Raw genomic sequence first — 25,530 nt, forward strand, 5'->3', positions numbered from 1 at the left:
ACCCTCAGTACAACGGTCGAACCGGGCCCCCGCCCAGTCGAAGCGCCCCTTTTATCACATCTTGCTCAAGTCACGAATGTATCGCACGCGAAGGTTGTGTGTTTGCCGCTTGTCAATGGAGGACGGTCATGTGGCGCTCATGAGGTGCTCATCGATGGCCGGAATCCATCCATCAACGGGCCGGCGGAGCCAGTCATGTTCGACGCCGAGTTCGATTGCGGCCCGCCGCAGGGCGTCGAGAGCGGGATGCGTCAGACCCCTGCGCCACACCAGCGACACGGGCGACAGGGGTACCGGGTCGGCCAGCGGACGCAGCACGCCGTCAGGCATGGCCGGAAAATCCACCACAGCGAGAATCGGATTCCGGGTCTTGGCCATGATCCGCCGGAACTCCTCGTCGCCGACCGCGAGCGGCATCGGCGGGGCGATCTCGATGCCCCGGCCTTCGAACAGCCGACGAGCGAGATCGGTCCATTCCGGAGTCCGCGGATTTCCGGCCCCCGCGTACACGGTCTCGCCCGCCAGGGCAGCGAGGGGCACCCGCTCGAGGGACGCCAGCCGGTGTCCCTCGGGGAGGAGGATCGCCATGGGCTCGTAGCGCACGGGCTGGTGGTCGAGGCCCGCCCGCAGCGCCGGGTCCAGACCGGCGAACCGGCCGAAGGACGCGTCGAGGCGGCCGGCCAGCAACTCCCCCGCCGCACCGGTCAGGCCGCTCTCGTAGCGGGCCATCAGCTCCTGGTCGGGGGCGAGTTCGCGGGCCCGGTACAGCACACTGCGGCCGGTGACCAGGCCCGGGGAGTTCAGGTCCACCAGCAGCGGCCGGGCCTGGCCGAAGGCTGCGAGCAGCTCGTCCTGGGCGTCCAGGGCCCGTCGGGCGTACGGCACCAGCCGCTCGCCGTCGGCGGTCAGCGTGACCTGCCGGGTCGTGCGCACGAACAGTTCGGCGCCCAACTCCCGCTCCAGCCGCCGCACATCCCGGCTGAGCGCCTGCTGGGCGACGTAGAGACGGGCCGCGGCGCGCGTGAAGTGGAGCTCTTCGGCGACGGTGAGGAAGGCGCGCAGGAGGCGGGGGTCGACGTGGTGGGGAGCGGGGCCGGAGACCGGAGGGGGCGCGGACATCGGGCGAACTTACAACACAGGTGCGTGAATCGGTGCGGAGAAGGTGTTGGACCCCTTGATCGGCTCCACGCGACGGTGGATCCATGCCGCAACCGCCCCGTCAACCGCCCCGACCGATGTTCACGACGACCGCCGACGCCCTCGTCATCGTCGACTTCAGCCCACGAGGCCGCACGAACCCGCGGGGCCGGAAAAACGCACGCACCCCCGGCCCCTACCGCCGCCTCCTGACCACCCCCGGCGCCCGCGCCTTCACCGTCGGGAACCTCCTGGCCCGCCTCCCCATGGGCATGTTCAGCGTCAGCGCGATCCTCATGATCGCCGGGGCGCGGGGGTCGTACGCCCTCGCCGGCGCCGTCACCGCGACCGGTCTGGCGGCGACCGCGGTCCTCGCCCCGTGGACCGCGCGGCTCGTCGACCGGCACGGTCAGGCCAGGATCGCCGTACCGGCCACGGTGTTCGCCGCACTCGGCTCGCTCGCGCTGCTGCTGTGCGTGCGCTTCGGGGCACCGGCCTGGACGCTCTTCGTGTCGTACGCCGCCACCGCCACGACCCCCAACCTCGGCGGTATGTCCCGGGCACGCTGGGCCCATCTCCTCGACGGCGACGAGCAGTTGCTGCATGTCGCGAACTCCTTCGAGCAGGCCGTGGACGAGGCGTGCTTCATGACGGGTCCGGTGCTCGCGGCCCTGTTGTGCGGGGCGCTGTTCCCGGAGGCGGGCACGCTGGCCGGGGTGGTGCTGCTGGTGACGGGCGTGCTGGTGTTCGCCGCGCAGCGTTCGACGGAGCCACCGGTGCGCGGGCGGGCCACCTCACCCGCCCCCTTCCGCGCCCCCGGTTTCCCGCCCCTTTTCGCCGTCTGCCTCGCCATGGGTGCCGTCTTCGGCTCCATGGAGGTCGTGACGATCGCGTTCGCCGACGCCCAGGGACATCGCTCGGCGGCCGGGCTGGTGCTCGCGCTCCAGGCGGCCGGTTCGTGCGCGGCGGGGCTGGTGTACGGGGCGACACGGCGGACCGGTTCCACCGAGGACCGGTACGTGTGGTGCGTCGCCGCCATGACCGCCCTGCTGACGCTGCCCCTGCTGGCCGCCGCCCTCACCGGCTCCCTGCTCGTCCTGGCGGCCGCGCTGCTGGTCGCCGGGATGGCGACCGCCCCGACGATGGTCACCGGAATGACCCTGGTCCAGCGGCGCACCCCGCCCGGCCGACTGAACGAGGGCCTGACCCTCGCGGTGACCGGCCTGCTCGGCGGGATCGCCTGCGGGAGCGCGGCCGGCGGCTGGACGGTGGAGCACGTGTCGGCGGTGGCGGGCTACGGCGTTCCGGTCACGGCGGCCGCGGCGGCCCTGATGATCGCGCTCGTTTCGGCCGGATCGTCGAATCGCTTCGCCTGATCCTGCATAACCCATTGACGGCTTTCAAAGGCGCCACATACGTTCCTGTGTCGAAGCGCTTCGACAGGGGCCGTCGAATCGATTCGAATCGACGACCCCTGCGTGGCGGTACGGCCCGAAGCACCATCCGACTCCCCGGAGGTACGGGATGTTGACGGCACGACGGCGTGTGGTGGCGACGGCGGTGATCCTGACCGGATCGTTGCTGATGACCGCCTGCGGAGGCTCGGACAGCGGGTCCTCCGACGCAAAGACGCTCAGGTTGTGGCACTACGAGAGCCCGACCAGCGCGATGGGAGTCGCCTGGAACGCGGCGATCAAGGAGTTCGAGGCCCGGCACCCGGGCGTGAAGGTGAAGGTCGAGGAGAAGAGCTTCGACCAGATGCAGAAGACCGCCCCGATGGTCCTCAACTCCTCGGACGCGCCCGACATCATGGAGTACAACAAGGGCAACGCGACCGCGGGCCTGCTCTCCAAGCAGGGCCTGCTCACCGACCTCACGACGGAGGCGGCCAAGCACGGCTGGGACAAGAAGCTCAGCCCGAGCGTCCGCACCACCAGCCTGTACGACACCAACGGCGTGATGGGCTCCGGCAAGTGGTACGGCGTCCCCAACTACGCCGAGTACACGATGGTCTACTACAACAAGGACCTCTTCAAGAAGTACGGCATCGCCGAACCGAAGACGCTCGGCGAACTCACCGCCGCCATGGACAAGTTCGTCTCCGAGGGCATCACCCCGCTCGCCAACGGCGGCGCCGCCTACCCCGCCCAGCAGTACCTGTACCAGCTGGCGCTGTCGAAGGCCGACCGCTCCTGGGTCAACGCCTACCAGCTGTACAAGGGCAAGACGGACTTCCATGACGCGGCCTGGACCTACGGCGCCGAGACCTTCGCCGACTGGGTGAAGAAGGGCTACTTCAGCAAGTCCTCCAGCGGCCAGAACGAGGAGGCCGCCGGCGTCTCCTTCACCTCGGGCAAGACACCGATCCTGTTCTCCGGCAGCTGGTGGTACGGCCGCTTCACGACGGACAACAAGTTCGACTGGGGCACCTTCCGCTGGCCCGGCTCGAAGCTGACCCTCGGCTCGGGCGGCAACCTCTGGGTCGTACCGCAGAGTTCGAAGAACAAGGAACTCGCCTACGACTTCATCGACATCACCATGTCGGAGAAGATCCAGAACCTGTTGGGCAACTCCGGCGGTGTGCCGGTCGCGGCCGACGCCGCCGCCATCACCGACCCCCGGTCGAAGACCCTGATCGACGACTTCAACACCCTCTCCAAGAACGACGGTCTGGCCTTCTACCCCGACTGGCCGGTCCCCGGCTTCTACGACGTCCTCGTCTCCGGAACCCAGAAGCTGATCTCCGGCAGCGACAAGCCGGACGGATACCTCAGCGATCTGCAGGAGGCCTACGACAAGGGCGCCCCGAAGCAATGACGGTGACCGTCGAACGGGGTGCGCGGGCGGTCGGCAAGGGCGGCACCGCCCGGCCCCCGCGCCGCCCCCGTGACTCCTACGCCCTCTTCCTGCTCCCCGGCACCCTCGCCTTCCTCGCGGTCATCGTCCTGCCGTTCGTGATGAACACGTACGTGAGCTTCACCGACTGGCAGGGCGTGGGCTCCCCGACGTGGTCCGGGCTCGCCAACTACCGCGCGCTGATGGACGATTCGGAGTTCTGGGCGTCCTTCCGGCACAGCCTGTTCATGGTCGTGGCGATGGCGGCGGTCCCCACCGTCGTCGGGCTCGTCCTCGCCGCCGCCCTGTTCGACTTCGTCGGCAAGCACTTCGGCACCCGGATCGCCGCCGTCCTGCGCGCGTGCTTCTACCTCCCCCAGGTCCTGCCGATCGCGGTCGCCGGCATCGTCTGGAGCTGGATACTCGCCCCGGACAACGGCTCGTTGAACGCCCTGCTCAAAGCGATCGGCCTCGGCTCCTGGCAGCAGGACTGGCTGGGCGACCCCGACCTCGCCCTGTACAGCGTCATGGGCGTCATGGTCTGGGTCCAACTCGGCTTCCCGCTGGTCGTCTTCATGGCGGGCCTGCAACGCGCCGACCCCCAGCTGGCCGAGGCGGCCGAGCTGGACGGCGCCGGCTGGTGGCGCCGCTTCTGGCACATCACGCTGCCGCAGATCCGCCCGGAGATCTACGTCGTCCTGACCTGGTGCTCGATCGCCGCACTGAAGGTGTTCGGCGCGGTGTACGTCCTGACCAAGGGCGGGCCTGGCGGCGCCACGAACGTCCCCTCCTACTTCTCCTTCGCCACGTTCTTCGAGAAGACGCAGGTCGGCTACGGCGCCGCGATCTCCACCGTGCTGACGGTGATCATCCTCGCGCTCTCCCTGATCGGTCTGCGGCTCCAGGAGAGGACCGAGTCATGACCGCCGCCCTGCGCCGCTACCCGGTGCTGATCGCCCTGTGCCTCGCGGCCCTGTTCATGGTCGTGCCGTTCCTGATCGTCACGGTCAACGCCTTCAAGTCCCCCGCGGAGTACGCCCAGCACGGCCCCCTCAGCCTCCCCGACGGCCTCTACACGGACGGCATCAAGGACTTCTGGGAGCGCGTCGACTTCGGACAGAAGCTCGTCAACTCGGTGCTGATCAGCGGTTCGGTGGCGGTACTCGCCGTCGTCCTGTCGGTCCTCAACGCCTACGCGATCGGCATCGGCCGCATCAAGGGCCGCACCTGGGTGCTCGCCTTCTTCGTCCTGGCGAACATGCTGCCGCAGGAGGCGCTGGTCTACCCGGTCTACTACCTGAGCAAGGAAGTCGGTCTGTACGACACCCGGCTGAGCGTGATCATCGTGTTCACGGTGATCCAGGCGGCGTTCGGCACGTATCTGCTCTCCGCGGTGCTCGGCCAGTTCCCCCGCGAGATCCTCGAGGCCGCCCGGATCGACGGCGCGAACAAGTGGCAGGTGCTGTGGCGGATCGTCGTCCCGGTCAGCCGCCCCACTCTCGGCGTACTGCTGGTCTTCTTCTTCATCTGGACCTGGAACGAGTTCCTGCTCCCCCTGGTCATGCTGATCTCCAACGACAACCAGACGGTGTCCGTGGCCCTCGGCGTCCTCCAGGGCCAGCGCCTGATGGACGCCACGATGACCAACGCCGCCGCCCTGCTCGGCGTGCTCCCCGCGATCGTGTTCTTCCTCGTCTTCCAGCGAACCCTCACCCGCGGCATCGCCGTGGGTGCCGTCAAATAAGGACCCCCACATGAAATTCACCGACGGCTACTGGCTGCTGCGGGAGGGCGTCACCGCGGACCATCCGGCCGTGGTCCACGAGGTCGTCGCGTCGGACGGCGGGCTCGACATCCACGCGCCGTCCCAGCCCATCCGCCACCGCGGCGACCTGCTGAAGGGACCGGTCGTGACGATCAGCGCCCACGCCCCGATGCCCGACGTCATCGGCATCACCTTCACCCACTTCGAGGGCGATCAGCGGGACAGCCCCGAATTCGACCTCACCAAAGAGGAGTTCACCCCCCACGCCGGATCCGACGAGGAGTACGCGACGCTCACGTCCGGCTCCCTGTCGGTCCGGTTCGCCCGCTCGGGCCCCTGGAAGGTCGACTTCCTCGCCGACGGCCGGGTCCTCACCAGCAGCGGCACCAAGAACATGGGCATCATGCGGGACGCGACCGGGGCGCACTACCTGCGGGAGCAGCTCGGCCTCACCGTCGGCACCTCCGTGTACGGCCTGGGCGAACGCTTCGGACCGCTGGTCAAGAACGGCCAGGTCGTCGACATCTGGAACGCCGACGGCGGCACCGCCACCGAACAGGCCTACAAGAACGTCCCGTTCTACCTGACGGACGCGGGCTACGGCGTCTTCGTCGACCACCCGGGCAAGGTCTCCTTCGAGGTCGGCTCGGAGGCCGTGTCGCGTGTCCAGTTCAGCGCGGAGACCCAGGAGTTGACGTACTACGTCATCCACGGCCCCTCCCCCAAGGAGATCATCCGCAAGTACACGGCCCTCACCGGCCGCCCGGCCCTCCCGCCCGCCTGGTCCTTCGGGCTGTGGCTGTCGACGTCCTTCACGACGTCGTACGACGAGGAGACGGTGACGTCCTTCATCGAGGGCATGCGGGAGCGCGAACTCCCGCTCTCCGTCTTCCACTTCGACTGCTTCTGGATGCGCGAGTTCAACTGGTGCGACTTCCAGTGGGACCCGCGGGTCTTCCCCGACCCGGAGGGCATGCTCGCGCGGCTGCACGCGCGGGGCCTCAGGGTCTCCGCGTGGATCAACCCGTACATCGCCCAGAGATCGCCCCTGTTCGCGGAGGGCAAGACCCTCGGCCACCTCCTCAAGCGCCCCGACGGCAGCGTCTGGCAGTGGGACCTGTGGCAACCGGGCATGGCACTGGTCGACTTCACCAGCCCGGCTGCGCGCGACTGGTACGCGGCCAAGCTGGAGGCGCTCCTCGCGCAGGGCGTCGACTGCTTCAAGACCGACTTCGGCGAGCGGGTGCCGCTGGACGTGGAGTGGTTCGACGGCTCCGACCCGGAGCGGATGCACAACTACTACACCTACCTCTACAACCAGACCGTCTTCGACGTGCTGCGCAAGCACCGCGGCGAGGAGGAGGCGGTGGTGTTCGCCCGCTCGGCGACCGCGGGCAGCCAGAAGTTCCCGGTGCACTGGGGCGGCGACTGCGAGGCGACCTACGAGTCGATGGCCGAGTCCCTGCGCGGCGGACTGTCGTTGGGCCTGTCCGGCTTCGGCTTCTGGAGCCACGACATCGGCGGCTTCGAGGGCACCCCGACACCCGCCCTGTTCAAGCGCTGGCTGGCCTTCGGCATGCTGTCCTCCCACAGCCGCCTGCACGGCAGCTCCTCCTACCGGGTGCCGTGGCTCTTCGACGAGGAATCCGTCGACGTGCTGCGGCACTTCACCCACCTCAAGCTGAAGCTCATGCCCTACCTCTACGAGGCCGCCCGCACCGCCCACACCGAGGGCGTGCCGGTGATGCGCGCGATGGTCCTGGAGTTCCCGGACGACCCCGGGTGCGCGCACCTGGAGCGGCAGTACATGCTCGGACCGGATCTCCTGGTGGCGCCCGTGTTCACCGACTCCGGGGAGGTCTCGTACTACGTCCCCGAGGGCACCTGGACCCACTTCGTGACCGGCGAGACGGTGACCGGGCCGCGCTGGGTGCGCGAGAAGCACGACTTCCTCAGCGTGCCGCTGCTGGTCAGGCCGGGTGCCGTGGTCCCGGTCGGCGCGGTGGACGACCGGCCCGACTACGACCACGCCGACGGGGTGACCCTGCGGGCGTACGGCCTGGGGCGGGGCGAGCAGGTCACGGTGCGGGTCGGCGAGGTCGCCTTCACCGTCGTACGCGAGGGGGACACCCTGCGGGCGTCCTGTACCGACCCGTCGGCGCCCTGGGGTCTCGCCGCGGGCGGGCGCGAGGCGCGGGCGCGGGCCGGGACCGGGTTCCTCTCCCTGGAGCTGGGCTGATGGCGAAGATCACCGATGTGGCGCGGCGGGCCGGGGTCTCCCCCAGCACCGTCTCCTACGTCCTCAGCGGCAAGCGCCCGATCTCCGAGGAGACCCGGCAGCGGGTCGAGGCGGCCATCCGCGAGCTGGGCTACCGCCCGCACGCGGGTGCCCGCGCCCTGGCCGGCCGACGGTCCAACGTCCTGGCGCTGGTCGTGCCCTTACGGCCCGGGATCCACGTCCCGACGGTGATGCAGTTCGCGGTGTCGGTGGTGACGACGGCCCGGCGCCACGACCACGACGTGCTGCTGCTGACCCAGGAGGAGGGCGAGGACGGACTGAGCCGGGTCGCGGACACGGCACTGGTCGACGCGCTGATCGTGATGGACGTCCAACTGGACGACCCCCGGCTGCCGTTGCTGCGATCGCTGGACCTGCCGTCCGTGCTGATCGGCTTCCCCGCCGCCCCGGAGGGCCTGACCTGCGTCGACCTCGACTTCAGGGCGGCGGGCGAGGCGTGCGTGGAGCACCTGGCGCGCCTGGGCCACCGCTCGGTGGCCCTGATCGGCTCCCCGCCGGAGGTGTATGTGCGCCGGACCGCGTTCGCCGAGCGCGTGGTCCAGGGCTTCACGGCCGCCGCCGACCGCAGCGGGATGTCGTCGGCCGTCCACCCCTGCGAGCCCGGCGGCGCCCGCGCACTCGCCGAGCAACTGCTGCGCGAGCAACCGGCGTTGACGGGTGTGGTCGTCCACAACGAAGCCCTGCTGGAACCGCTCGTCGACGCCTTCGGGCAACTGGGCCTGCGCGTCCCGGCCGACCTGTCCGTCACCGCGATCTGCCCCGACGAACTGGCCGCCTCGGTCCGCGTCCCGGTCACCTCGGTCGCCCTGCCGTCCGCGGAGGTGGGCGCGCGGGCGGTGGAGCTCCTCATGAAGAAGCTGGCCGGGACGGCCGTACCGGAGTCGACCCTGCTGGCGCCGCGGATGACGGAACGGGCGAGCACGGCGGCGCGGACGCTGGCGTGAACCGGAAGCAGCGGATGTCCGGCGGGTGGGGTTTCGAGCGAACTGTCCGCTGCCTATCGTGGGGAGTCTGACGGCACACTCTCCGTGGGGAGTCGATCGCGATGCCACCGGAACCCACCGCCGAACCCGCCGACGCGCAAGCACTCGGATCCGTCATGCGCCACTACCGCGAGAGTGTCCGGCGGCGCATCGGAGGGGTGACGACGTGACCGCCCGCGTCTATCTGAAGCCGCCATGGATGCAGCGCAACGTCGGCAACCGCCTCGCCGCGCTCTTCGGCCGCTCCATGGTCTCCCGCCTCTCGGTGCGCGGCCGCCTCTCCGGCCGCGAACGCACGGTCCCGGTCGCCGTCCTGGAGCACGAGGGCGTGCGCTACCTCGTCTCCTACCGGGGCCTGAGCGACTGGGCCCTCAACCTGCGCGCGACCCCCGAAGCCCGGCTGACCACCCGGGGCCGCACCGAGAAGATCACCGTGCAGGAGGTCCCGGAGGCGGACCGCCCACCGCTGCTCGCGGCCTACCGCGAGGCCTACGGCTCCATGCCGACCGTCACGGGCGTCCTGGACGCCCTGCCGGATCCGGCGGACCATCCGGTGTTCCGCATCCGCGCATGAGAAGACAGTGCCCCCGGCACCACGCGGGACGCCAGGGGGCACCGTCCGTCACACCACCAGGTGCTGCACCTCCGACACCACGAACTCGCCGTACTGCAGAGCCGAACCCAAAGCCGCCAGCCGCGCGTAGTGCTCCGGCGAGAGCGCCGCGCCGGACTCGGTGCCGATCTGTTGCACCGCCCGCAGCAGCAGGCGGAACGCGAGGTCCGGTGTGCAGCTGCGGACGCACTCGGTCAGCGCCGACACGACCTCGACCGGCAGGAAGTCCGCCGCTCCGATCTCGGCCAGAACTGTGTCGGTCAGTTCCACGCCGTCCCACTCGGCGGGGACGGCAACGACCTCATCGGCCCCGGCGTGACCGGACAGCCAGATGTCGCAGAGGTTGACGAGCGTCTCGATCCACACCGTCCCCGAGGAGACACCGGTCCGTTCTTCGCTGAAGAAGGACGGCCCGGTCGCCGTACAGGCCAGCCACAACACCTCGATCGTCGCCGAGGGGAGGCACAGCAGCAGGGCCGCGTCCCGGCGCACCGCGAACACGCTCTCCGGGTCCAGTTCGTCCCAGAACTGGTACTCGACCGCCTCGGCGGCCGTGGGTCCGTTCCGGGTCCAGTCCGCGTGGAACGTACTCATCAGCCAGCTCATGCCGAAGTCGGAGTCATCGACGCTTCGCACTGTCCGTCACCTCCCTCGGTGAACGCTAGATCGGGTATGCCGTGTGCACATAGAAGCCGTTCTTGTGCCCCTTCAGCCTCTTGAGGACGATCTTGTACGAATTCCCCGCAGCGGAGACACTGCGGTCCGTCTTGGCCACGTAACCGAGCGACCCCGCACCGAACTTACCGGTCAGCGTCCTCTCCCGCTGACTGCCCCGGAGCCAGTTCTGGATCTCTCCCGCCTTGGTCTTCAGCGCGTCGTCAATGACCGCCTGTGCCGTTGCGAGGTCCGTGAACACTCCGTTGGGCGCGCCCTTCTGGACCGCCAGATCCGCCGCCCTGCCCGTCGAGTTGACGAACCCGGTCCCGGCGCCCGCAGTGTGCTCGTCGAGAACGTGCGCCACCCCGCTGAACTCGTTCGCGTCGGCCACGAGGTTGTTGCAGTTGTGGACGAGGACCGGGGTACTGCCCGCCACCGCGTAGAAGGTGTGCAGGCCGGACACGGTCAGGTCGTACACGGTCCGGGGTGCCGCCACGTCCCGGCCGGTCACTCGGGCCACCGTGCGCGGGGTCCCGTCGGTGGTGCGCAGACGGTCACCGGCACGCAGATCGGATGCGAGGGTCCAGCCGCGGTCAATGACGTGGAAGCGGTGACCGGGCGTGCTGGTCAGGCTCCCGCCGCCCACCAGGGTGACGTCCAGCAGGTCCTGCGTGGGGTGCGAGAACGTGCGGGTGACGGGCTCTCCCGCGGTGCGCCCGGTGGCCGGGTCGGTGGCCAGGAGCAGGTCGCCGTCCCGTACGTCACGGATCGCCTTGCGTCCGCCGTCCGCGAGGACCACTTCGGTCCCACCGGGGAAGCTGTTGACCGGGCAGGCCGTGCGCAGATCCTCGTACACCCGGGCACTGCGCTCGATCTCGTTGAGCGTGCGGGCGTCCACATCCAGGGCTCGCAGCGCCTTCAGGGCGTCGGAGACCCCGACGCCGGTGCGCATCGCGGCGTCCACCGCGCGGATCGCCTCGGTGACCTTCCCGATCGGCCCGCCGAGCGGCAGCCAGGTGGCGGCCCAGGCGCAGTCGCCGTAGCTGCCTCCGTCGTCCGCGGTGGTCGCCTTGTGGTAGCAGCCGGTGAAGTCACCGATGATCGAGTCGAAGAGGCCCTTCCAGAGGTCCTTGGTCGCCTCCCACGAGGAGATGGTGACTTTCTTCTTCAGGTCCTTGAACGGTTTGGTGGTGAGGAAGAACGTGTCCTCGGCCGGGCAACCCGATTCGGTGGCCGGGACGTTCGGGTTGTCGCAGAAGTAGTAGCTGACGGTCGCGTCGAAGTGCACCTCGTACACCAGGTCGCAAGGCAGACGCGAGCAGTCGTCCGGCAGGCGCTGCGGGTCGCCGCGCTGCTTGATGTCGTCGATGACGGAGAACACCCCGCCGATCCCGGTCCCCGCGCCCGCCTGCACCTGGCTGTTGGCGTCGTTGCGCGCGGCCTGGTCGGCGGCCTGCTGGGCGGATTCCGCGTACTTCTGCGCGTCCTTGGCCGCCTGTTCCGCCGCCGTCGCCTCCGCGTCGGCGCGGTCGGCCGCCGCTCGGGCGTCCTTGGCGGACTGCTCGGCCGCGGCCGCGGCCGTGCGGGCGGCCTCCGCGTCCAGGGCCGCCTGGTCGGCGGAGGAGCGGGCGTCGGCCGCGTAGGTCTCGGCGTTGTCGGCTGCCTGGTCGGCGGCGGCCGCGTCCACGGTGGCCTGGCGGTCGTACTCCTTGGCACGGGCGTGGGAGGCCTGCGCGTCGGCCGCGTACTGGGCGGCCTCGGCGGCGTAACCGAGCGCTTCCTTGGCCGACTTGCGGGCGTCGGCCGCGAACCCGGCGGCCTCCGCGGCCAGCGTGTAAGCCGCCTTGGCGTCACCCGTCGCCGCCGCCGCGAGGCTCGCCGCCTGGGCCGCGTTCTTCTGCGCGTTGGCCGCGTGCGCCTCGGCGACCGCCTGCTGCTGCTCGGCGATCGTCTTCGACGACTGGCCGCTCAGGACGGCCAGACCGGCCGCCGAGTCGGTGGTGACGTACGGCGCGCCCAGCTGGATCGCGTCGTTCGCCGGAGCCGCCACCTGCTGGGCCGCGTTGCCGGCGTCCTCCGCCGCCTGGGCGGTGGTGTAGGCGTGCCCGGCCGCGTCCGCCGCGCCCGCGACCGCCTTGGCGGCCTCAGCCTTCGACGCGTCCGCCTGCTTCATGGCGTCGGCGGCGTGCGCCTCGGCCTCGTCGGCCAGCTTGACCGCCGTACGGGCGGCGGAGGCGGACGCCTCGGACGCCTTGATGGCGTCGGCGGCTGCGCTGGTCGCCGTACGGACGGCGGCGTCCGCCCTCAGCTTGGCGGCCTGGGCCGCGTCCGCGTCGGAGCGGGCCCGCGTGGCAGCCGCCTCCGCGCGCGTGGCGGCGGCGTCCGCGTCGGCGGCGGCCTGCGTCGCCGCGTCGGCCTCGGCACGGGCCGAACTCGCGGCCGACTCCGCGTCACCAGCGGCCTTGTCCGCCTGGTCGGCGGCGGCCCGGGAGTCCTTCGCGTCGGCGTCCGAATCGTGGGCCTCGGCGTACGCGTCCGTGGCGTCGGCCTTGGCTCGGGCCGCGTTGGCCTTGCTCTCCGCGTCCCACGCGTCGTCCCGCTTGCCCTTGGCCCGGTCCCGGGCGCCCTCGGCGTCCTGCCGCTTGGCGCGGGCGGTGGACTCGGCGCTCTCCGCCCGGCCCTTGGCCTCCTGGGCGGTCTGCGCGTAACCCTGCGCGTTCTGCTTGTGCTGGGCGGCCTCGGCCTGCTTGGCCGCGGCGGTCTCCTTCTCCGCCTTCGCCGTGGCCGCCTCGGCCTCCGCCGCGAGCCGCTTGGCGTGCGCGTCGGCGGCAGCGGCCTTCGCGTCGGCCTCGGCCTTCTGTGTCTCGGCGAGCTTGGCCTTCGCGAGGTCGCGGGCGGCCTTGGCGGTCTGCGCCTGCAGGGCGGCCGCGTCGGCGGCGGCCTTCGCCTGGGCCCGGGCCTCGCTCGCGGCCGCGGTACGGAAGGCTGCCTTCGACTGCGCGGCCTGCGTCACGGCACGCGCGGCGACGGTTGCGCTGTCCCCGGCGGCGGCACGGGTGGCCGCGTAGGCGGTGTCACCGGCCTTGGCCAGGGCGTCTAGCGCGGCGGCCGAGGCCTTGGTGACCTGTGCCTTCTGCTGCCCGACGAGCAGACCCCGGCCCCGCGGGGCACCCGCCTTGTCGGCGATGCCGTACGCCGCGGTCAGCGCGGTGTCCGACGTGGTGCCTGCCGTCTTCGCCGCCGTGGCCTGGGCCTTGAGCAGGTCGAGCTGCTTCTTCGCCTCGGTCTGGGCGTCCGTGACGCCCTTCTTCGCCTTGTCGAACTGCGCCTTCGTCGGGTAGTCGAGGTCGTCGTCGGCGCCCTGGTGCCCGGACGGGACGACGTCGAACTGCTGCGGGGCCTTGCCGGTGCAGTCCCACATGCGGCCGTCACGGCTGTTGGTGTAGTCCGCGAGGTCGAGGCAGTTGCCGGTGCCCGGGTTGTACAGCCGCGAGGTGCCGTGCGTGCCGTACTCCCACTTCTGCGAGGCGCCGGTGCCGCAGGTGGAGATCTGTACGGCCGTACCGTTGGCGCTCGCCCCGCCCTTGACGGTCAGGCACTTGCCCGAGTTGGGGTTGACCAGGGTGCTGCCGGAGATCTGCCACTTCTGCCCGACACTGCCGTTGCAGGTGTAGATCTGTACGGGCGTGCCGTTGTCCTTCTTGCCGCCCGCCACGTCCAGGCACTTGTCGGTCGCCCCGTGGGCGTGCACGACGAAGGGGCTGGTGCCGATCCAGCCGGGGCCGCCGGCCGACCAGTAGTCCTGCCAGCGGACCAGGTGGTCGGCGCGCCAGGACAGGCCGAGCAGCTCACCGAGCGCCTTGGAGCCGGCGGCGAGGGCCTTGGTGGCGGTCTTGTTGGCGGTCAGGATCTGGTTGCGCGGGGCGCTCTGCGCGGCGATCTCCTGCTGCCACTCGGCGGAGGCCGCGGCGACCTCCTTGCCGAGCACCTTGTTCGGGTCGACCGGGGTGCGCCAGGCGCAGGAGGCGAACCGCGTCTTCAGGTCCTCGACCGCGATGCGGTACTCGACGCTGCCCGGCTCGGGCGCAGTGCGCGGGAAGCCGCCGTACGACAGGAAGAGCCGGGCGTTGTCCGCGGCCGTCGGCTCCATGGACCAGTTCACCAGGTGGTCGTACGCCTGGTGTTCCTCGTACTCCTGGTTCCAGTCGGGCGCGTTCGGGTCGGGGTCGCCGCCGTACAGCGGGTCACCCAGGTCCTTGACCGCCTTGACCGTGGTTTCGTCGGCCTTCGGGGTCAGGTCTCGGTAGAAGTCGCCCTCGTCCTTCCAGAACTGCTCCCAGATCCACTTGGCGATGCCGGTCTGCTGGAAGAAGTTCGGGCGGTCGTCACCGCTTGTCCCAGGCGGCCACTCGAAGTCGGCCTTCGACTTGAAGCCGCCTGGCTGGGGCAGTCCGGAGATCTGGAAGTCCCGGATGTGGTCGTAGAGCGCGGAGCCCTCCGTGTCTGCGGCGTCCCTGTCCTGCTGGAACGCCGTCGACAGCGGAGTGGTGTTCCAGTACTCCCGGTTCGCCGCCGTGTGCAGCTTGTCCGGCGTCTGGTTGAGCCCGTCCTGTGCGACGCCGAACATGGCGGCGCCGCCCATCCGCAGCGTCTCGCCCAGCAGGCACTGGTCCTGCCGGAGCTGTTCGGCGGCCTTGGCGTCGAAGCCGTCGTAGCTGTCGCCGGCGTCGGCCACGGAAGCCATGTCGTCGGCCGCGTAACGGCTGATCAGGTCGGGCTGTACGGCAACCGAGCCGATCAGGGCCACGGCGACCGCGGATGTCAGCAGCGGCGTCAGGAGCCCGGAGCGCGCCCGGGCATGCGTGAAGAGCCGATATCTCGGCATGATGGTCTGTCCTCCCCGTGGCGACGGTGTTCCCCCGGTCGCCGGTGCAAGCGCTCTGTGACGGAGTGGTCGGCTCCGTCGGGCGCGGCGCTCACCTTAGACATACGTGTCGGGTGCAGGACAAGAGTTTTCTGGGTTACATGTGAGAAACATGTGAAGCCCGGGACGGTGCCCGGGACAGCGTCCCGGACGGTCCCGGTGCAGCCCGGCCAGGACATGACGAAGGCCCCGTCGCTCGAAGCGACGGGGCCTTTGCCCACATGGGGTTGCCTCTGGAAGATCGGAAGAGGCGAGTGGAGATGGCGGGAATCGAACCCGCGTCCAACGGTGCAGAATCAGGGCTTCTCCGTGTGCAGTTCGCTGTGATTTTCTCGGCCCCGGCGATCACGCGAACAAGTCGCCGACGGGCTCAGTCACTGTTTGATTTCCCATCGAACCCCGTGACCGGGCTCGATGGTTTAGTCCCCTAGATTATGCCAGGGTCCGGGTCGGGAACACTCCCGGGCTGACACCCGTTAGGGCCTTCGCTCACTGCTTGTTAGGCAGCGAGGGCGAAGACGCGGGAATCGCTCTTGGAATTGGCGATTATTGGTTGCGACATATGGTTAACGAGATCATTGCCGCTTCCTCGACACGCTTCACCTGCTTCAACAGCCGCTGTCGAAACCGATCATCCCCATGTTGATTTATCAAGCAACATCGACCACTGGCCGGTGTTGACACCATCGTACGTGACCAGCGCCCGCCGATGCCACCGTATTCCCGGCGGCCCCGCCTACTGGCCGCGCTGCTTCCGCTTCGCCGCCGCGATCGCCCGGTCCGACTCCCGCCGGTCCTGCTGTTCCCTCAGCGTCTGCCGCTTGTCGTACTCCTTCTTGCCGCGCGCGAGGGCGATCTCGGCCTTGGCCCGGCCGTTGAGGAAGTACAGGGCGAGCGGCACGATCGTGTGGCCCGTCTCCTGGATCTTCGACTCCAGCTTGTCGATCTCCTCCCGGTGCAGCAGCAGCTTGCGCTTGCGACGGGCGGAGTGGTTGGTCCAACTGCCCTGGTGATACTCCGGGATGTGGGCGTTGTGCAGCCACGCCTCGCCCCGGTCGATCTGGACGAAGCCGTCGGTCAGCGAGGTCCGCCCCTCACGCAGCGACTTGACCTCGGTACCGGTGAGCACGAGCCCGGCCTCGTAGGTGTCGACGATCGCGTAGTCGTGCCGGGCCTTCTTGTTCTGGGCGACCAGCTTCCGCTTGCCGCCCTTCTCCCCGTCCTGGGCCTTACCGCCCCCGCCACCCTGCTTCGGCTGGGACTCCTTCGGTACGTACATTCCCTTGCTCATAGTGCGACCATTTTCGCACCAGGAGGGGGTGTGGAGGCCAGTACTTATAGACGGGCGATGGAGGAGCGCCCCTTCAGGGGCGCGGCGCTCTGACATCAGCGGCTCCGCCGCGGGGCACGACCAGCCCCCACCGGCCCGCAGCCGAGGCACGACCTCTAGTCGCCCAGTCCGCCGAGCACCGTCTCGGCCTGCCCAAGAGCTCCCTCATCGGCCTCGAGGTCAGGGGTGATGCCCCGCCCGTCGACCCCCCGCCCCGACGGAGTCCGGTAGTGCCCCACGGTCAGCTCGGCCACCGCCCCGTCCGGCAGCCGGCTGGGCATCTGCACCGACCCCTTGCCAAAGGTCCGCGACCCGACGACCACGGCCCGCCCACGATCCTGCAGCGCCCCGGTCAACAACTCCGCCGCACTCATCGTCCCGCCGTCCACCAGCGCCACCAACGGCCTGTCGGTGTCCCCGCCGGCCACGGCGTGCAGGGCCTGCTGCTCCCCTTCGACGTCGTATGTCGCGACCAGCCCTCCGTCGAGGAAGGCGGACGCGGTGGTGACGGCCTCGGTGACCAGACCGCCGGAGTTCCCGCGCAGGTCGAGGACGATCCCGCCACCGGCCGGAGCCTCCCGCACGGCGTCGCGGACCTGGTCCCCGACCCCCTTGGTGAACGAGCCGATCTTGATGACGGTGATCCCGCCGGCCAGCTCCCGGACAGTGACCGAGTCCGTGGACAGCCGAGCGCGCCGCACGGTCTGCGTCCACGCGTGCGTGCCGCGTTGCAGGCCGAGCCGGACCGCCGTACCGGCGGCCGCGTCCGTGGCGTCGCCGCGCAATAAGGAGACGACGTCGGTGACGGGCTGGCCGTCGACCTTCTCCCCGTCGACGCTGCGCAGCCGGTCGCCCTTGCGGATCCCGGCGGCGGCCGCGGGCGACCGCGAGCTCACCTTGGTCACTTCGATACGGCCGTCCCGCTCACGCCGCGCCCACAGGCCGACGCCGGTGTACTCACCGTCGAGGGCCTCCTCGAACTCCTCGTACTCGCCACGGGAGTAGACGGCTCCCCAGCGGTCCCCGCTGCGGCTGACGGCACGCTCGGCGGCCTCCATGGGGGACTTGCCGTCGGCCATGGCCTCCTGGGCCGCCTCGGCCACGTCCGCGTGACGATCGTCCGCGGCAGGAGCGGCGGCCGCACGCGACGCGTCCGACGAGGATTTCCGGTCGCCGCGGTCGGCCTCGGGGAAGGAGCCGGTCGCCGCGCCGGCGACCAGGACACTCGCGAACACCAATGTCAGGGCCGCCCCGCGGCGGATGCGGCGGGGCTGACAGAACAGGTCTCGGCCTGACATGCCGGTGAGTCTAGGACAACGCAAGAGGGCCGCACGGCCGGTTGACCGTACGGCCCTCTTGGCATGTGTCACACCTTCAGGTACTTGCGCAGCGCGAAGAACGCGGCCAACGCGGGCATCAGCACGCTCGCCGCCAGGATGAGCGGCAGCTTCGTCAGTACGGAGTCCCAGCCCAGGAAGTTGATCAGGTTGAGCTTGGTGGACAGGGCCATGCCGTGGTCGATGGTGAAGTACCGGCCGACGACCAGGAAGACACAGGCGAGCCCACCGCCGATCGCGCCGGCGACGGCGGCCTCCATGATGAACGGCGCCTGGATGTAGAACCCGGACGCGCCGACGAGCCGCATGATCCCGGTCTCCCGCCGACGGCTGAACGCCGAGACACGCACCGTGTTGACGATCAGCAGCAGGGCGACGATCAGCATGAGCGCCATGACACCGAGCGCCGCCCGGTTCATCAGGTTCAGCAGCTCGAAGAGGTTGTCCAGGATGCCCTTCTGGTCCTGCACGGACTGCACACCGTCACGTCCGTTGAAGGCGGTCGCGATGACCTGGTACTTCTCCGGGTCCTTCAGCTTGATCCGGTACGACTCCTGCATCTGGTCCGGCGTGAGGGAGGCGGCCAGCGGGGAGTCGCCGAACTGCTCCTTGTAGTGCTTGTACGCCTCGTCCTGGGACTCGTGGACGACCGTCTCGACGACCGCCATCTTCTTGAGGTCGGAGAGGATGTCCTTCTCCTGGTCCTCGGTGACCGCGCCCTTGGCGCAGTTGGGGTCCGACTCGGCGTCGCTCTTGTTGCAGAGGAAGATCGAGACGTTGACCTTGTCGTACCAGTAGCCCTTCATGGCGCCGACCTGGTCGCTCATCAGGAGCGACCCGCCGAACAGGGCGAGCGACAGGGCGACGGAGACGATGACGGCGAACGTCATCGTCAGGTTGCGACGGAGACCGACACCGATCTCGGAGAGTACGAACTGGGCGCGCATGGCGTCTTCTTCAGGCCTTTCCGTGGACTCGACGAACGGCGGTCAGTGCTGGTAGCCGTAGACACCGCGTGCCTGGTCACGGACGAGGCGGCCCTGCTCCAGCTCGATGACGCGCTTGCGCATCTGGTCCACGATGTTCTGGTCGTGCGTCGCCATCAGCACGGTCGTGCCCGTCCGGTTGATCCGGTCGAGCAGCTTCATGATGCCGACGGAGGTCTGCGGGTCGAGGTTGCCGGTGGGCTCGTCGGCGATCAGCAGCTTGGGCCGGTTCACGAAGGCCCGCGCGATGGCCACGCGCTGCTGCTCACCGCCGGACAGCTCGCCGGGCATCCGCTCCTCCTTGCCGCCCAGCCCGACGAGGTCGAGCACCTGCGGCACGGACTTGCGGATCTCGCCGCGCGACTTGCCGATGACCTCCTGCGCGAAGGCGACGTTCTCGGCGACGGTCTTGTTCGGCAGCAGCCGGAAGTCCTGGAAGACCGTCCCCAGCTGGCGGCGCATCTGCGGCACCTTCCAGTTGGACAGGCGCGCGAGGTCCTTGCCCAGAACGTGCACCTGCCCCTGGCTGGTCCGCTCCTCGCGGAGCACCAGCCGCAGGAAGGTGGACTTTCCGGAGCCGGAGGACCCCACGAGGAACACGAACTCGCCCTTCTCCACTTCCAGGGAGACATCCCTGAGTGCGGGGCGGGTCTGCTTGGGGTAGACCTTGGATACGTTGTCGAATCGGATCACGGATGCACCACGGTAGGCCGGGGGTAGATGAGCGTGACCATACGCGAACCGGGTGCGGCGGCGCAGGCGCCGGTTCGGGTTGCGCATCGGATGGGCGGTTTTGTGCCCACCTGGGATCCCACGCTCTGGAAGCGCACAGGCGGCGCCCGGAGGAACCTGGCACAGTGGAGAAGGGAACGTTCTGCGACCCGGGAGCGTTCTCCTGTACGGAAACAGCCGGCAAGAAGGGTGACGCGCATGACGTACGACCGCCTGGTGTGCGCAAACTGCGCTTCGCCCGTGAGTGAGGGCCGGTGCCATGTGTGCCGTGCGAACCGCGAGCGGCTGCAGCAGGAGAACCTCTTCGCCGGACTGAACCCGACGGCCCTGATCGCCTTGCTCGCCGTACTGATCGCGGCGGTGGCACTGCTGGCGCACCAGACCGCCTGACGGCGGTTCAAGGACACACGAAGGGCCCGGAGCGAACTCGCTCCGGGCCCTTCGCCGTACAGCATGCGCACATCAGGCTGATGCGCGGCTACCGGGAGTCACCTTCAGGCGACAGCGCCGCCGCGGCCGCTCGCGAGACGCGGCAGGATGCGGAAGCCGATGCCACCGGCGATCATCGTCGCGGCACCGATGACCAGGAAGGTGGTCTGCGCGGCACCGGTCTCGGCGAGCTGCGCGCCACCCGTGGTCTGGGCCGCGGTGTCCGTGCCGGTGTCGGTGAGGGCCGAGGAGCCCTCCTCCTGGGCGGAGGTGTTGGAGCCACCGTCGGGGTCGGCGTTGTTGCCGCCGCCGGAGTTGCCGTTACCGGTGCCCGCACCATCGGTCGGGTCGTCGGTGGGGTCGTCCGTGGGCTCGGTGGGGTTCTCGGTGGGCTCGGTCGGGTCGTCGGTGACCGGCGGCGTCACCGGCGGCGTGACCGGGTCGGTCGGGATCTCCGGGTCGGTCGGGGTGCCGGGGTCGGTCGGCGTGCCCGGGTCGGTCGGCTCGTTGGGTATGGTCGGGATGCCGTCGCCCGGGCCGGGGTCGGTCGGGTCGTCGCCGAGGCCGGTGTCGACGTTCACGCCGACACCGCTGTCGTCCACGCTCACGCCGATCTCCAGCGCGGATGCGGCGCCGGCGGCGGTCAGCGAGGCGCCGGCCGCGATGATGGCGCCGGCGGCTATGCGCGCGATCCGGATGCGCGTCTTCTTCGTCATGTGGTTGCTACCCCCAGTAGCTCATCGTCAATGAGGCGGCGCTCGGGGCCGTGATCGACGGGGGAAGGTAGCTCTACTCAGGTCCCCCGGTTCACATGCGCCCCAGAGATACGCATGCCGCGCTTTACCTTTCCCATTTTTCAAAGCATCGTCAAGGCCGTTGCGCGCGCGATGTCCGGGTAAGAGGTCTTTGCCGGGGAAAGCGGTCTGTGAGTGTGATGTAAAACCCAGACATAAAGCAAACTGCCGCCCGAGGGGCGGCAGTTGCGAGGCATTGTCAAGTCGACAAAGTTACTTCTCCTGCTGCTTGCGCCAGCGAATCCCGGCCTCCAGGAAGCCGTCGATCTCGCCGTTGAAAACAGCCTCGGGGTTGCCGACCTCGAACTCGGTGCGCAGGTCCTTGACCATCTGGTACGGGTGCAGGACGTACGAACGCATCTGGTTGCCCCAGGAGTTGCCGCCGTCGCCCTTGAGGGCGTCCATCTTGGCCTGCTCCTCCTGCCGGCGCCGGTCGAGCAGCTTGGCCTGCAGGACGTTCATCGCGGACGCCTTGTTCTGGATCTGCGACCGCTCGTTCTGACAGGAGACGACGATGCCGGTGGGGAGGTGGGTGAGGCGCACCGCGGAGTCGGTGGTGTTCACGCCCTGGCCGCCGGGACCGGAGGACCGGTACACGTCCACCCGCAGCTCGGACTCGTCGATCTCGATGTGGTCGGTCTTCTCGACCACTGGGAGGATCTCGACGCCCGCGAAGGAGGTCTGCCGACGCCCCTGGTTGTCGAACGGGGAGATCCGCACGAGCCGGTGCGTGCCCTGCTCCACGGAGAGGGTGCCGTAGGCGTACGGGATCTGCACGGCGAAGGTGGTCGACTTGATGCCGGCCTCCTCGGCGTACGACGTCTCGTAGACCTCGGTCTTGTAGCCCTTCTGCTCCGCCCATCGCAGGTACATCCGCTGGAGCTTCTCCGCGAAGTCGGCGGCGTCGACGCCACCGGCCTCGGCGCGGATGTTGACCAGCGCCTCGCGGGAGTCGTACTCGCCGGAGAGGAGGGTGCGGACCTCCAACTCGTCCAGCGCCTTCTTCACCGAGGTGAGCTCCGTCTCCGCCTCCGCGAGGGTGTCCGGGTCGTCCTCCTCCTCGGCCATCTCGAACAGCACGGAGAGGTCGTCGATCCGGCCGCGCAGCGCGTCCGCCTTCCTGACCTCGGCCTGGAGGTGGGACAGCTTGCTGGTGATCTTCTGCGCCTCGTCCGGGTTGTCCCACAGGGACGGCGCGGCCGCCTGCTCCTCGAGCACGGCGATGTCTGCCCTCAGCTTGTCGAGGTCCAGAACGGCCTCGATCGACTCCATGGTCGAGGAGAGGGACTTGAGCTCTTCGGATACATCGACGACTGCCACGCCCTCCAGCCTAACGGCTGTGGCAACCGACGTTTCGCCGAGCCGGGTGGCCGGTGCACTACAGCCCCTCCGGCGTTTGAGGAGCGGGGGTCCGGGGCGGAGCCCCCGAAGGATGGGACGGGTAGGGGCGGCGGGGGCGAAAACCCCGGCGCCCACCCCCACCCACCCCGCCTCACGGCGAAACCGGCGCCGAGTTCTTCGTGTCCTGAGGCGAGGCCCCCGCATCGTCCCCCGACGTGGCCGCCCACACCCCGACCCCCGCCGCGGCCACCAGCACAATCGCCGCCACCCCCACCACCAGCCTCCGCCGCCGTGTGGTCGCGCGATGCCGGGCGGATCCCGGCCGGGGCGCCCCGGCGGGCCGCGGTACCCGCGCGGTACCCCGCGCACCCCCGGCCAGCTCGTCGGGCCCCGGCACCCGCATCGAGGTGTGCGTGTCCCGGTTGGAGTCGGCCGGCTTCGCCCCCGGCACCAACGGCACCGCTCCGCGCCGCGCCGGTCGCCCGGAGGACACCGCCCCCTCGGCCGGGCCCTGGCCCGCACCCGGTGAGGTGTCCTGCCCGTCCTGCTCGTCCTCCAGCTCCCCGTCCGGTTCGTCCACGTCCAACGGCGGCATCCCGGCCAGGAGCGGCAGCAGCTCCCGCAGCCTCGCCGCCAGCTCGGACGCCCGCAGCCGGGAGGCCGGCGCCTTCGCCAGGCACTGCACCATCAGCTGCCACAGCTCGTCGGGGATCCCCGGAAGCGGAACCACCGTCTCCGTCACATGCCGTCGCAGCACCGCTCCCGGATGGCCGCCCCCGAACGGCGTGAATCCGGCCAGCAGTTCGTACAGGACGGTCGCGAGGGCGTAGATGTCCACGGACGCCCGCGGCGGCAGGCCCTCCACGATCTCCGGCGCCAGATAGTCCGGCGTGCCGATGATCTTCGTGGCCCGTGTTCTGCGCGGCGAGTCGATGAGCTTCGCGACGCCGAAGTCGGTCAGCAGCGCCGGGTGCGAGCCCCCGGGGCCCAGCGGTCCCTGCATGTCCAGCAGGACGTTCTCCGGCTTCACGTCCCGGTGCACGACCCCGGCCGCGTGCGCGGCGGCCAGCCCGTCCGCGACATCGGCGACGATCGCCGCCGCCGCCTCGGGCGCGAGCCGCTTCTCACGGTCGAGCCGGGTACGCAGGTCGGTTCCGCGGACCAGGTCCATGACGAGCGCGAGGTCGTTGCCGTCGACCACGAGATCGCGTACGGAGACCACGTGCGGATGCTCCAGGCCGAGCAGCGCGGTGCGCTCCTGCACGAAGCGGCCCACGAGCTCCTCGTCGGAGGCGAGGTCCTCGCGCAGCAGCTTGACGGCGACGGGCCCCTCGGGTCCCTCGCCGAGCCACACCGTGCCGGCGCTGCCCCGCCCCAGGATCTGGTTGGCGGTGTACCGGCTGCCGATCTTCCGTGCCAAGACTGCTCCTACAGACGCGTGTTGTCGCCGCTGCGCCATCTGGGGGACAACCCCCAGACCCCCGGCCGACAAAACTACGCGCTCGGAGAGGTGATACTCACCGCGGAGACGGAAATCACCCGCTGGGTGTCGACAAATCCCCAGAGTCGTTACTGACCTGAGGAGTTACCGCCCAGATCACTGATCCATCCGCTCACCGTGTCGATCATGTCGCCGAGCTGCTGCCAGTAGCTCTTGCCGGTGCCGATCCAGTCCTGGAGCGGGCTCAGCTCCCAGATCAGCCAGCTCGCCACGAACAGGATGACGATCGTGAACAGGCAGCCCTTGAGACAGCCCAGGCCCGGGATCTTCATCGGGTTGGCGCTGCGCTGCCGCGGCTGCCTGGGCTCACGCGCGGGGCGCTCGGCCTGCGGCGGGGGCGCCGGGGGCGCGTACCGCTGCGGCTGCTGTTGCGGCCGCGGGGCGTGCTGCTGGGGCTGTTGCTGCGGCTGACGGCCGTAACCGCCGCCCTGCTGGGGCCGCTGCTGCGGTCGTTGCTGCTGAGGCTGCTGTTGTTGGGGCCGCTGCTGCGGCCTGGGGGCCTGCCGCTGGGGGCGGCGGCGCAGCGGGTCCTCACTGGGGTCGAGGTACTGGACCTGTGTCTGTTCGTTGCGGTCCCGGGCCGCGCGCAGCTGGTTCTGCCAGGGATGCGGCTCCTCGGGCCCACCGGGCTGCTGCCCTTGCTGTCCGTACTGACCCTGCTGCCCGTACTGCCCCGGCTGTCCGGGCGGTACCGGCGGCATGACGGCGGTCGGGTCGGCCGCGCCGCGGTTCGTCGGTAGTACGGCGGTGGGGTCGGCGGCGCCCGCGTTCCCGGGGCCGGTGTGCGGGAGGAAGCTGGTCGCGGCGTTCGGGTCGAAGGCAGCCGCGGCGCCCGCGCCGTGCGGGAGCACCTGCGTGGGGTCGGCGGCGCCGGGCGCGTCCGGAACGGCTGCCGGGGCCGGGTCGGGCAGCAGCAGCGCGCCGACGTTCTCCGCCGCGGCGATCTGCGCGGAGTTCGCGTGCACGCTGACGCCCTCGGCGACGACGCGCAGCCCGCGCGCGAGGTTCTCTGCGCTGGGACGCCGGTCGGGGTTCTTGCTCAGGCAGCGCTCGATGACCGTCCACAGCGGGTCGGGGACCGTGGAGGGGCGGCGCGGCTCGGCGCTCAGGTGCTGGTGGAGCACCTCCAGGGCGGAGCCGCCGGCGAACGGCGGACGGCCCGTCACCAGCTCGTACAGCAGGATGCCGGCGCCGTAGATGTCCACCGCGGAGGTCTGCGGGCGGCCCTCGGCGGACTCGGGAGCGACGTACGCGGGCGTGCCGACGAATTCCTGGGTCCGGGTCAGGCCCGGGGAGTCCGCGAGACGCGCGATGCCGAAGTCGGTCAGGAGGGGGTGCATCTGGCCGCCGTACTGCCGCAGCAGCACGTTGGCGGGCTTGAGGTCGCGGTGGACCACGCCGTCCGCGTGGCTGGCGGCGAGCGCGTCGGCGATCTGGGCGGTGAGCAGGGCGGCGCCGACGGGGCTGAAGGGGCCGTTCTCACGCAGGTAGCGGTGCAGGTCGGGGCCCTCGACGAGGTCCATGACCAGGGCGAGCAGGTCGCCTTCGACGACCAGGTCACGCACGCGCACGATGTTCGGGTGGGTCAGCCGCAGGAGGACGGAGCGCTCGCGCAGGAACCGCATCACGATGTCCGGGTCGCTCGCGAGTTCCTCCTTGAGGACCTTGATCGCGACGGTCTCGCCGGGCTGCCCGGCCACAGCGGCCTCGGCGCCCGCGGTCTCCCGCTGGCGAGCACGCCAGACGGTCCCCGTGGCACCGCGTCCGAGCGGCTCCTCGAGGAAGTACTTGCTGCCTACCGGCCGCACGTCATGCACTCCCTGCTGCTTGCTGTCGTTCCGATCCACTGTAGTGCCGGCTCCTCAAG

At 70.1% G+C, this 25,530-nt stretch carries 19 protein-coding genes and 1 other RNA gene; 8 read left to right on the forward strand and 12 right to left on the reverse strand.

Translation table 11 applies throughout. The features are described 5' to 3' along the window. Positions 1-126 precede the first annotated feature (126 nt). Positions 127-1,119: a LysR family transcriptional regulator gene (locus ACFYRX_RS41415; RefSeq protein ID WP_389111875.1), complete on the reverse strand. Its 993-nt coding sequence runs from the start codon at positions 1,117-1,119 to the stop codon at positions 127-129. 83 nt (positions 1,120-1,202) lie between these two features. Between ACFYRX_RS41415 and ACFYRX_RS41420 the strand changes: the two genes are divergently transcribed. The 7 genes from ACFYRX_RS41420 (at position 1,203) to ACFYRX_RS41450 (ending at position 9,593) form a co-directional block, all read left to right on the forward strand. Further along, on the forward strand, positions 1,203-2,513 hold the full coding sequence (locus ACFYRX_RS41420; RefSeq protein ID WP_389111876.1) for an MFS transporter: 1,311 nt from the start codon (positions 1,203-1,205) through the stop codon (positions 2,511-2,513). 148 nt (positions 2,514-2,661) lie between these two features. Further along, positions 2,662-3,954, forward strand: a complete 1,293-nt coding sequence (locus ACFYRX_RS41425; protein WP_389111877.1) for an ABC transporter substrate-binding protein — start codon at positions 2,662-2,664, stop codon at positions 3,952-3,954. Further along, entirely contained in the window at positions 3,951-4,895 is a 945-nt protein-coding gene (locus tag ACFYRX_RS41430) for a carbohydrate ABC transporter permease (protein ID WP_389111879.1), read from the forward strand. Before ACFYRX_RS41425 ends, ACFYRX_RS41430 begins: the two co-directional genes overlap by 4 nt. Further along, positions 4,892-5,716 carry a carbohydrate ABC transporter permease gene (locus tag ACFYRX_RS41435; protein WP_389111881.1) on the forward strand — a complete coding sequence of 275 codons (825 nt, stop codon included), beginning with the start codon at positions 4,892-4,894 and terminating at the stop codon, positions 5,714-5,716. Before ACFYRX_RS41430 ends, ACFYRX_RS41435 begins: the two co-directional genes overlap by 4 nt. Positions 5,717-5,726: 10 nt before the next feature. Continuing rightward, complete coding sequence (gene yicI / locus ACFYRX_RS41440) at positions 5,727-7,976, forward strand: alpha-xylosidase (protein WP_389111882.1); 2,250 nt, start codon at positions 5,727-5,729, stop codon at positions 7,974-7,976. Beyond that, positions 7,976-8,980, forward strand: coding sequence for a LacI family DNA-binding transcriptional regulator (locus ACFYRX_RS41445; protein WP_389111884.1), 1,005 nt, complete (start codon positions 7,976-7,978; stop codon positions 8,978-8,980). Before yicI ends, ACFYRX_RS41445 begins: the two co-directional genes overlap by 1 nt. A 205-nt stretch (positions 8,981-9,185) precedes the next feature. Beyond that, positions 9,186-9,593, forward strand: a complete 408-nt coding sequence (locus tag ACFYRX_RS41450; protein ID WP_389111886.1) for a nitroreductase family deazaflavin-dependent oxidoreductase — start codon at positions 9,186-9,188, stop codon at positions 9,591-9,593. A 48-nt stretch (positions 9,594-9,641) separates the two neighbouring features. Here the strand turns inward: ACFYRX_RS41450 and ACFYRX_RS41455 are convergent, their stop codons facing one another. The 7 genes from ACFYRX_RS41455 to ftsE all read right to left on the reverse strand — a co-directional run bounded on the left by ACFYRX_RS41455 (position 9,642) and on the right by ftsE (position 19,559). Next, complete coding sequence (locus ACFYRX_RS41455) at positions 9,642-10,268, reverse strand: hypothetical protein (protein WP_389111888.1); 627 nt, start codon at positions 10,266-10,268, stop codon at positions 9,642-9,644. 25 nt (positions 10,269-10,293) lie between these two features. Further along, on the reverse strand, positions 10,294-15,174 hold the full coding sequence (locus ACFYRX_RS41460; RefSeq protein ID WP_389111889.1) for a ricin-type beta-trefoil lectin domain protein: 4,881 nt from the start codon (positions 15,172-15,174) through the stop codon (positions 10,294-10,296). A 291-nt stretch (positions 15,175-15,465) separates the two neighbouring features. After that, positions 15,466-15,852: a transfer-messenger RNA gene (ssrA, locus tag ACFYRX_RS41465) on the reverse strand. Between the two features lie 97 nt (positions 15,853-15,949). Further along, positions 15,950-16,492, reverse strand: a complete 543-nt coding sequence (gene smpB, locus ACFYRX_RS41470; protein ID WP_389111957.1) for an SsrA-binding protein SmpB — start codon at positions 16,490-16,492, stop codon at positions 15,950-15,952. 167 nt (positions 16,493-16,659) lie between these two features. Then, positions 16,660-17,841 carry a S41 family peptidase gene (locus tag ACFYRX_RS41475; RefSeq protein WP_389111891.1) on the reverse strand — a complete coding sequence of 394 codons (1,182 nt, stop codon included), beginning with the start codon at positions 17,839-17,841 and terminating at the stop codon, positions 16,660-16,662. A 68-nt stretch (positions 17,842-17,909) separates the two neighbouring features. After that, positions 17,910-18,827 carry a permease-like cell division protein FtsX gene (gene ftsX / locus ACFYRX_RS41480; RefSeq protein WP_389111893.1) on the reverse strand — a complete coding sequence of 306 codons (918 nt, stop codon included), beginning with the start codon at positions 18,825-18,827 and terminating at the stop codon, positions 17,910-17,912. A 42-nt stretch (positions 18,828-18,869) separates the two neighbouring features. Next, positions 18,870-19,559, reverse strand: coding sequence for a cell division ATP-binding protein FtsE (ftsE, locus tag ACFYRX_RS41485; protein ID WP_389111894.1), 690 nt, complete (start codon positions 19,557-19,559; stop codon positions 18,870-18,872). Between the two features lie 237 nt (positions 19,560-19,796). Between ftsE and ACFYRX_RS41490 the strand changes: the two genes are divergently transcribed. Beyond that, positions 19,797-19,988, forward strand: a complete 192-nt coding sequence (locus ACFYRX_RS41490) for a hypothetical protein (protein ID WP_389111896.1) — start codon at positions 19,797-19,799, stop codon at positions 19,986-19,988. 104 nt (positions 19,989-20,092) lie between these two features. Here ACFYRX_RS41490 and ACFYRX_RS41495 read toward each other — a convergent pair whose 3' ends face one another. The 4 genes from ACFYRX_RS41495 to ACFYRX_RS41510 all read right to left on the reverse strand — a co-directional run bounded on the left by ACFYRX_RS41495 (position 20,093) and on the right by ACFYRX_RS41510 (position 25,471). Further along, a complete protein-coding gene (locus ACFYRX_RS41495) occupies positions 20,093-20,743 on the reverse strand; it encodes an LPXTG cell wall anchor domain-containing protein (protein WP_389111898.1) in 651 nt (216 codons plus the stop codon). Between the two features lie 291 nt (positions 20,744-21,034). Continuing rightward, positions 21,035-22,141 carry a peptide chain release factor 2 gene (gene prfB / locus ACFYRX_RS41500; RefSeq protein ID WP_389111900.1) on the reverse strand — a complete coding sequence of 369 codons (1,107 nt, stop codon included), beginning with the start codon at positions 22,139-22,141 and terminating at the stop codon, positions 21,035-21,037. Between the two features lie 172 nt (positions 22,142-22,313). Further along, positions 22,314-23,582, reverse strand: a complete 1,269-nt coding sequence (locus ACFYRX_RS41505) for a serine/threonine-protein kinase (protein WP_389111902.1) — start codon at positions 23,580-23,582, stop codon at positions 22,314-22,316. Between the two features lie 149 nt (positions 23,583-23,731). Then, a complete protein-coding gene (locus tag ACFYRX_RS41510; RefSeq protein WP_389111959.1) occupies positions 23,732-25,471 on the reverse strand; it encodes a serine/threonine-protein kinase in 1,740 nt (579 codons plus the stop codon). Positions 25,472-25,530: the final 59 nt, after the last annotated feature.

Origin of the sequence: Streptomyces sp. NPDC005374 (genome assembly GCF_042872225.1) — a bacterium.
In the GTDB taxonomy this organism is placed as follows: domain Bacteria; phylum Actinomycetota; class Actinomycetes; order Streptomycetales; family Streptomycetaceae; genus Streptomyces.

Bases quoted from the DNA above. Each gene is read 5' to 3' on its own strand.
- ACFYRX_RS41415 (WP_389111875.1), bottom strand. From the start codon at position 1,119: ATGTCCGCGCCCCCTCCGGTCTCCGGCCCCGCTCCCCACCACGTCGAC.
- ACFYRX_RS41420 (WP_389111876.1), top strand. From the start codon at position 1,203: ATGCCGCAACCGCCCCGTCAACCGCCCCGACCGATGTTCACGACGACC.
- ACFYRX_RS41425 (WP_389111877.1), top strand. From the start codon at position 2,662: ATGTTGACGGCACGACGGCGTGTGGTGGCGACGGCGGTGATCCTGACC.
- ACFYRX_RS41430 (WP_389111879.1), top strand. From the start codon at position 3,951: ATGACGGTGACCGTCGAACGGGGTGCGCGGGCGGTCGGCAAGGGCGGC.
- ACFYRX_RS41435 (WP_389111881.1), top strand. From the start codon at position 4,892: ATGACCGCCGCCCTGCGCCGCTACCCGGTGCTGATCGCCCTGTGCCTC.
- yicI (WP_389111882.1), top strand. From the start codon at position 5,727: ATGAAATTCACCGACGGCTACTGGCTGCTGCGGGAGGGCGTCACCGCG.
- ACFYRX_RS41445 (WP_389111884.1), top strand. From the start codon at position 7,976: ATGGCGAAGATCACCGATGTGGCGCGGCGGGCCGGGGTCTCCCCCAGC.
- ACFYRX_RS41460 (WP_389111889.1), bottom strand. From the start codon at position 15,174: ATGCCGAGATATCGGCTCTTCACGCATGCCCGGGCGCGCTCCGGGCTC.
- smpB (WP_389111957.1), bottom strand. From the start codon at position 16,492: ATGTACGTACCGAAGGAGTCCCAGCCGAAGCAGGGTGGCGGGGGCGGT.
- ACFYRX_RS41475 (WP_389111891.1), bottom strand. From the start codon at position 17,841: ATGTCAGGCCGAGACCTGTTCTGTCAGCCCCGCCGCATCCGCCGCGGG.
- ftsX (WP_389111893.1), bottom strand. From the start codon at position 18,827: ATGCGCGCCCAGTTCGTACTCTCCGAGATCGGTGTCGGTCTCCGTCGC.
- ACFYRX_RS41490 (WP_389111896.1), top strand. From the start codon at position 19,797: ATGACGTACGACCGCCTGGTGTGCGCAAACTGCGCTTCGCCCGTGAGT.
- ACFYRX_RS41495 (WP_389111898.1), bottom strand. From the start codon at position 20,743: ATGACGAAGAAGACGCGCATCCGGATCGCGCGCATAGCCGCCGGCGCC.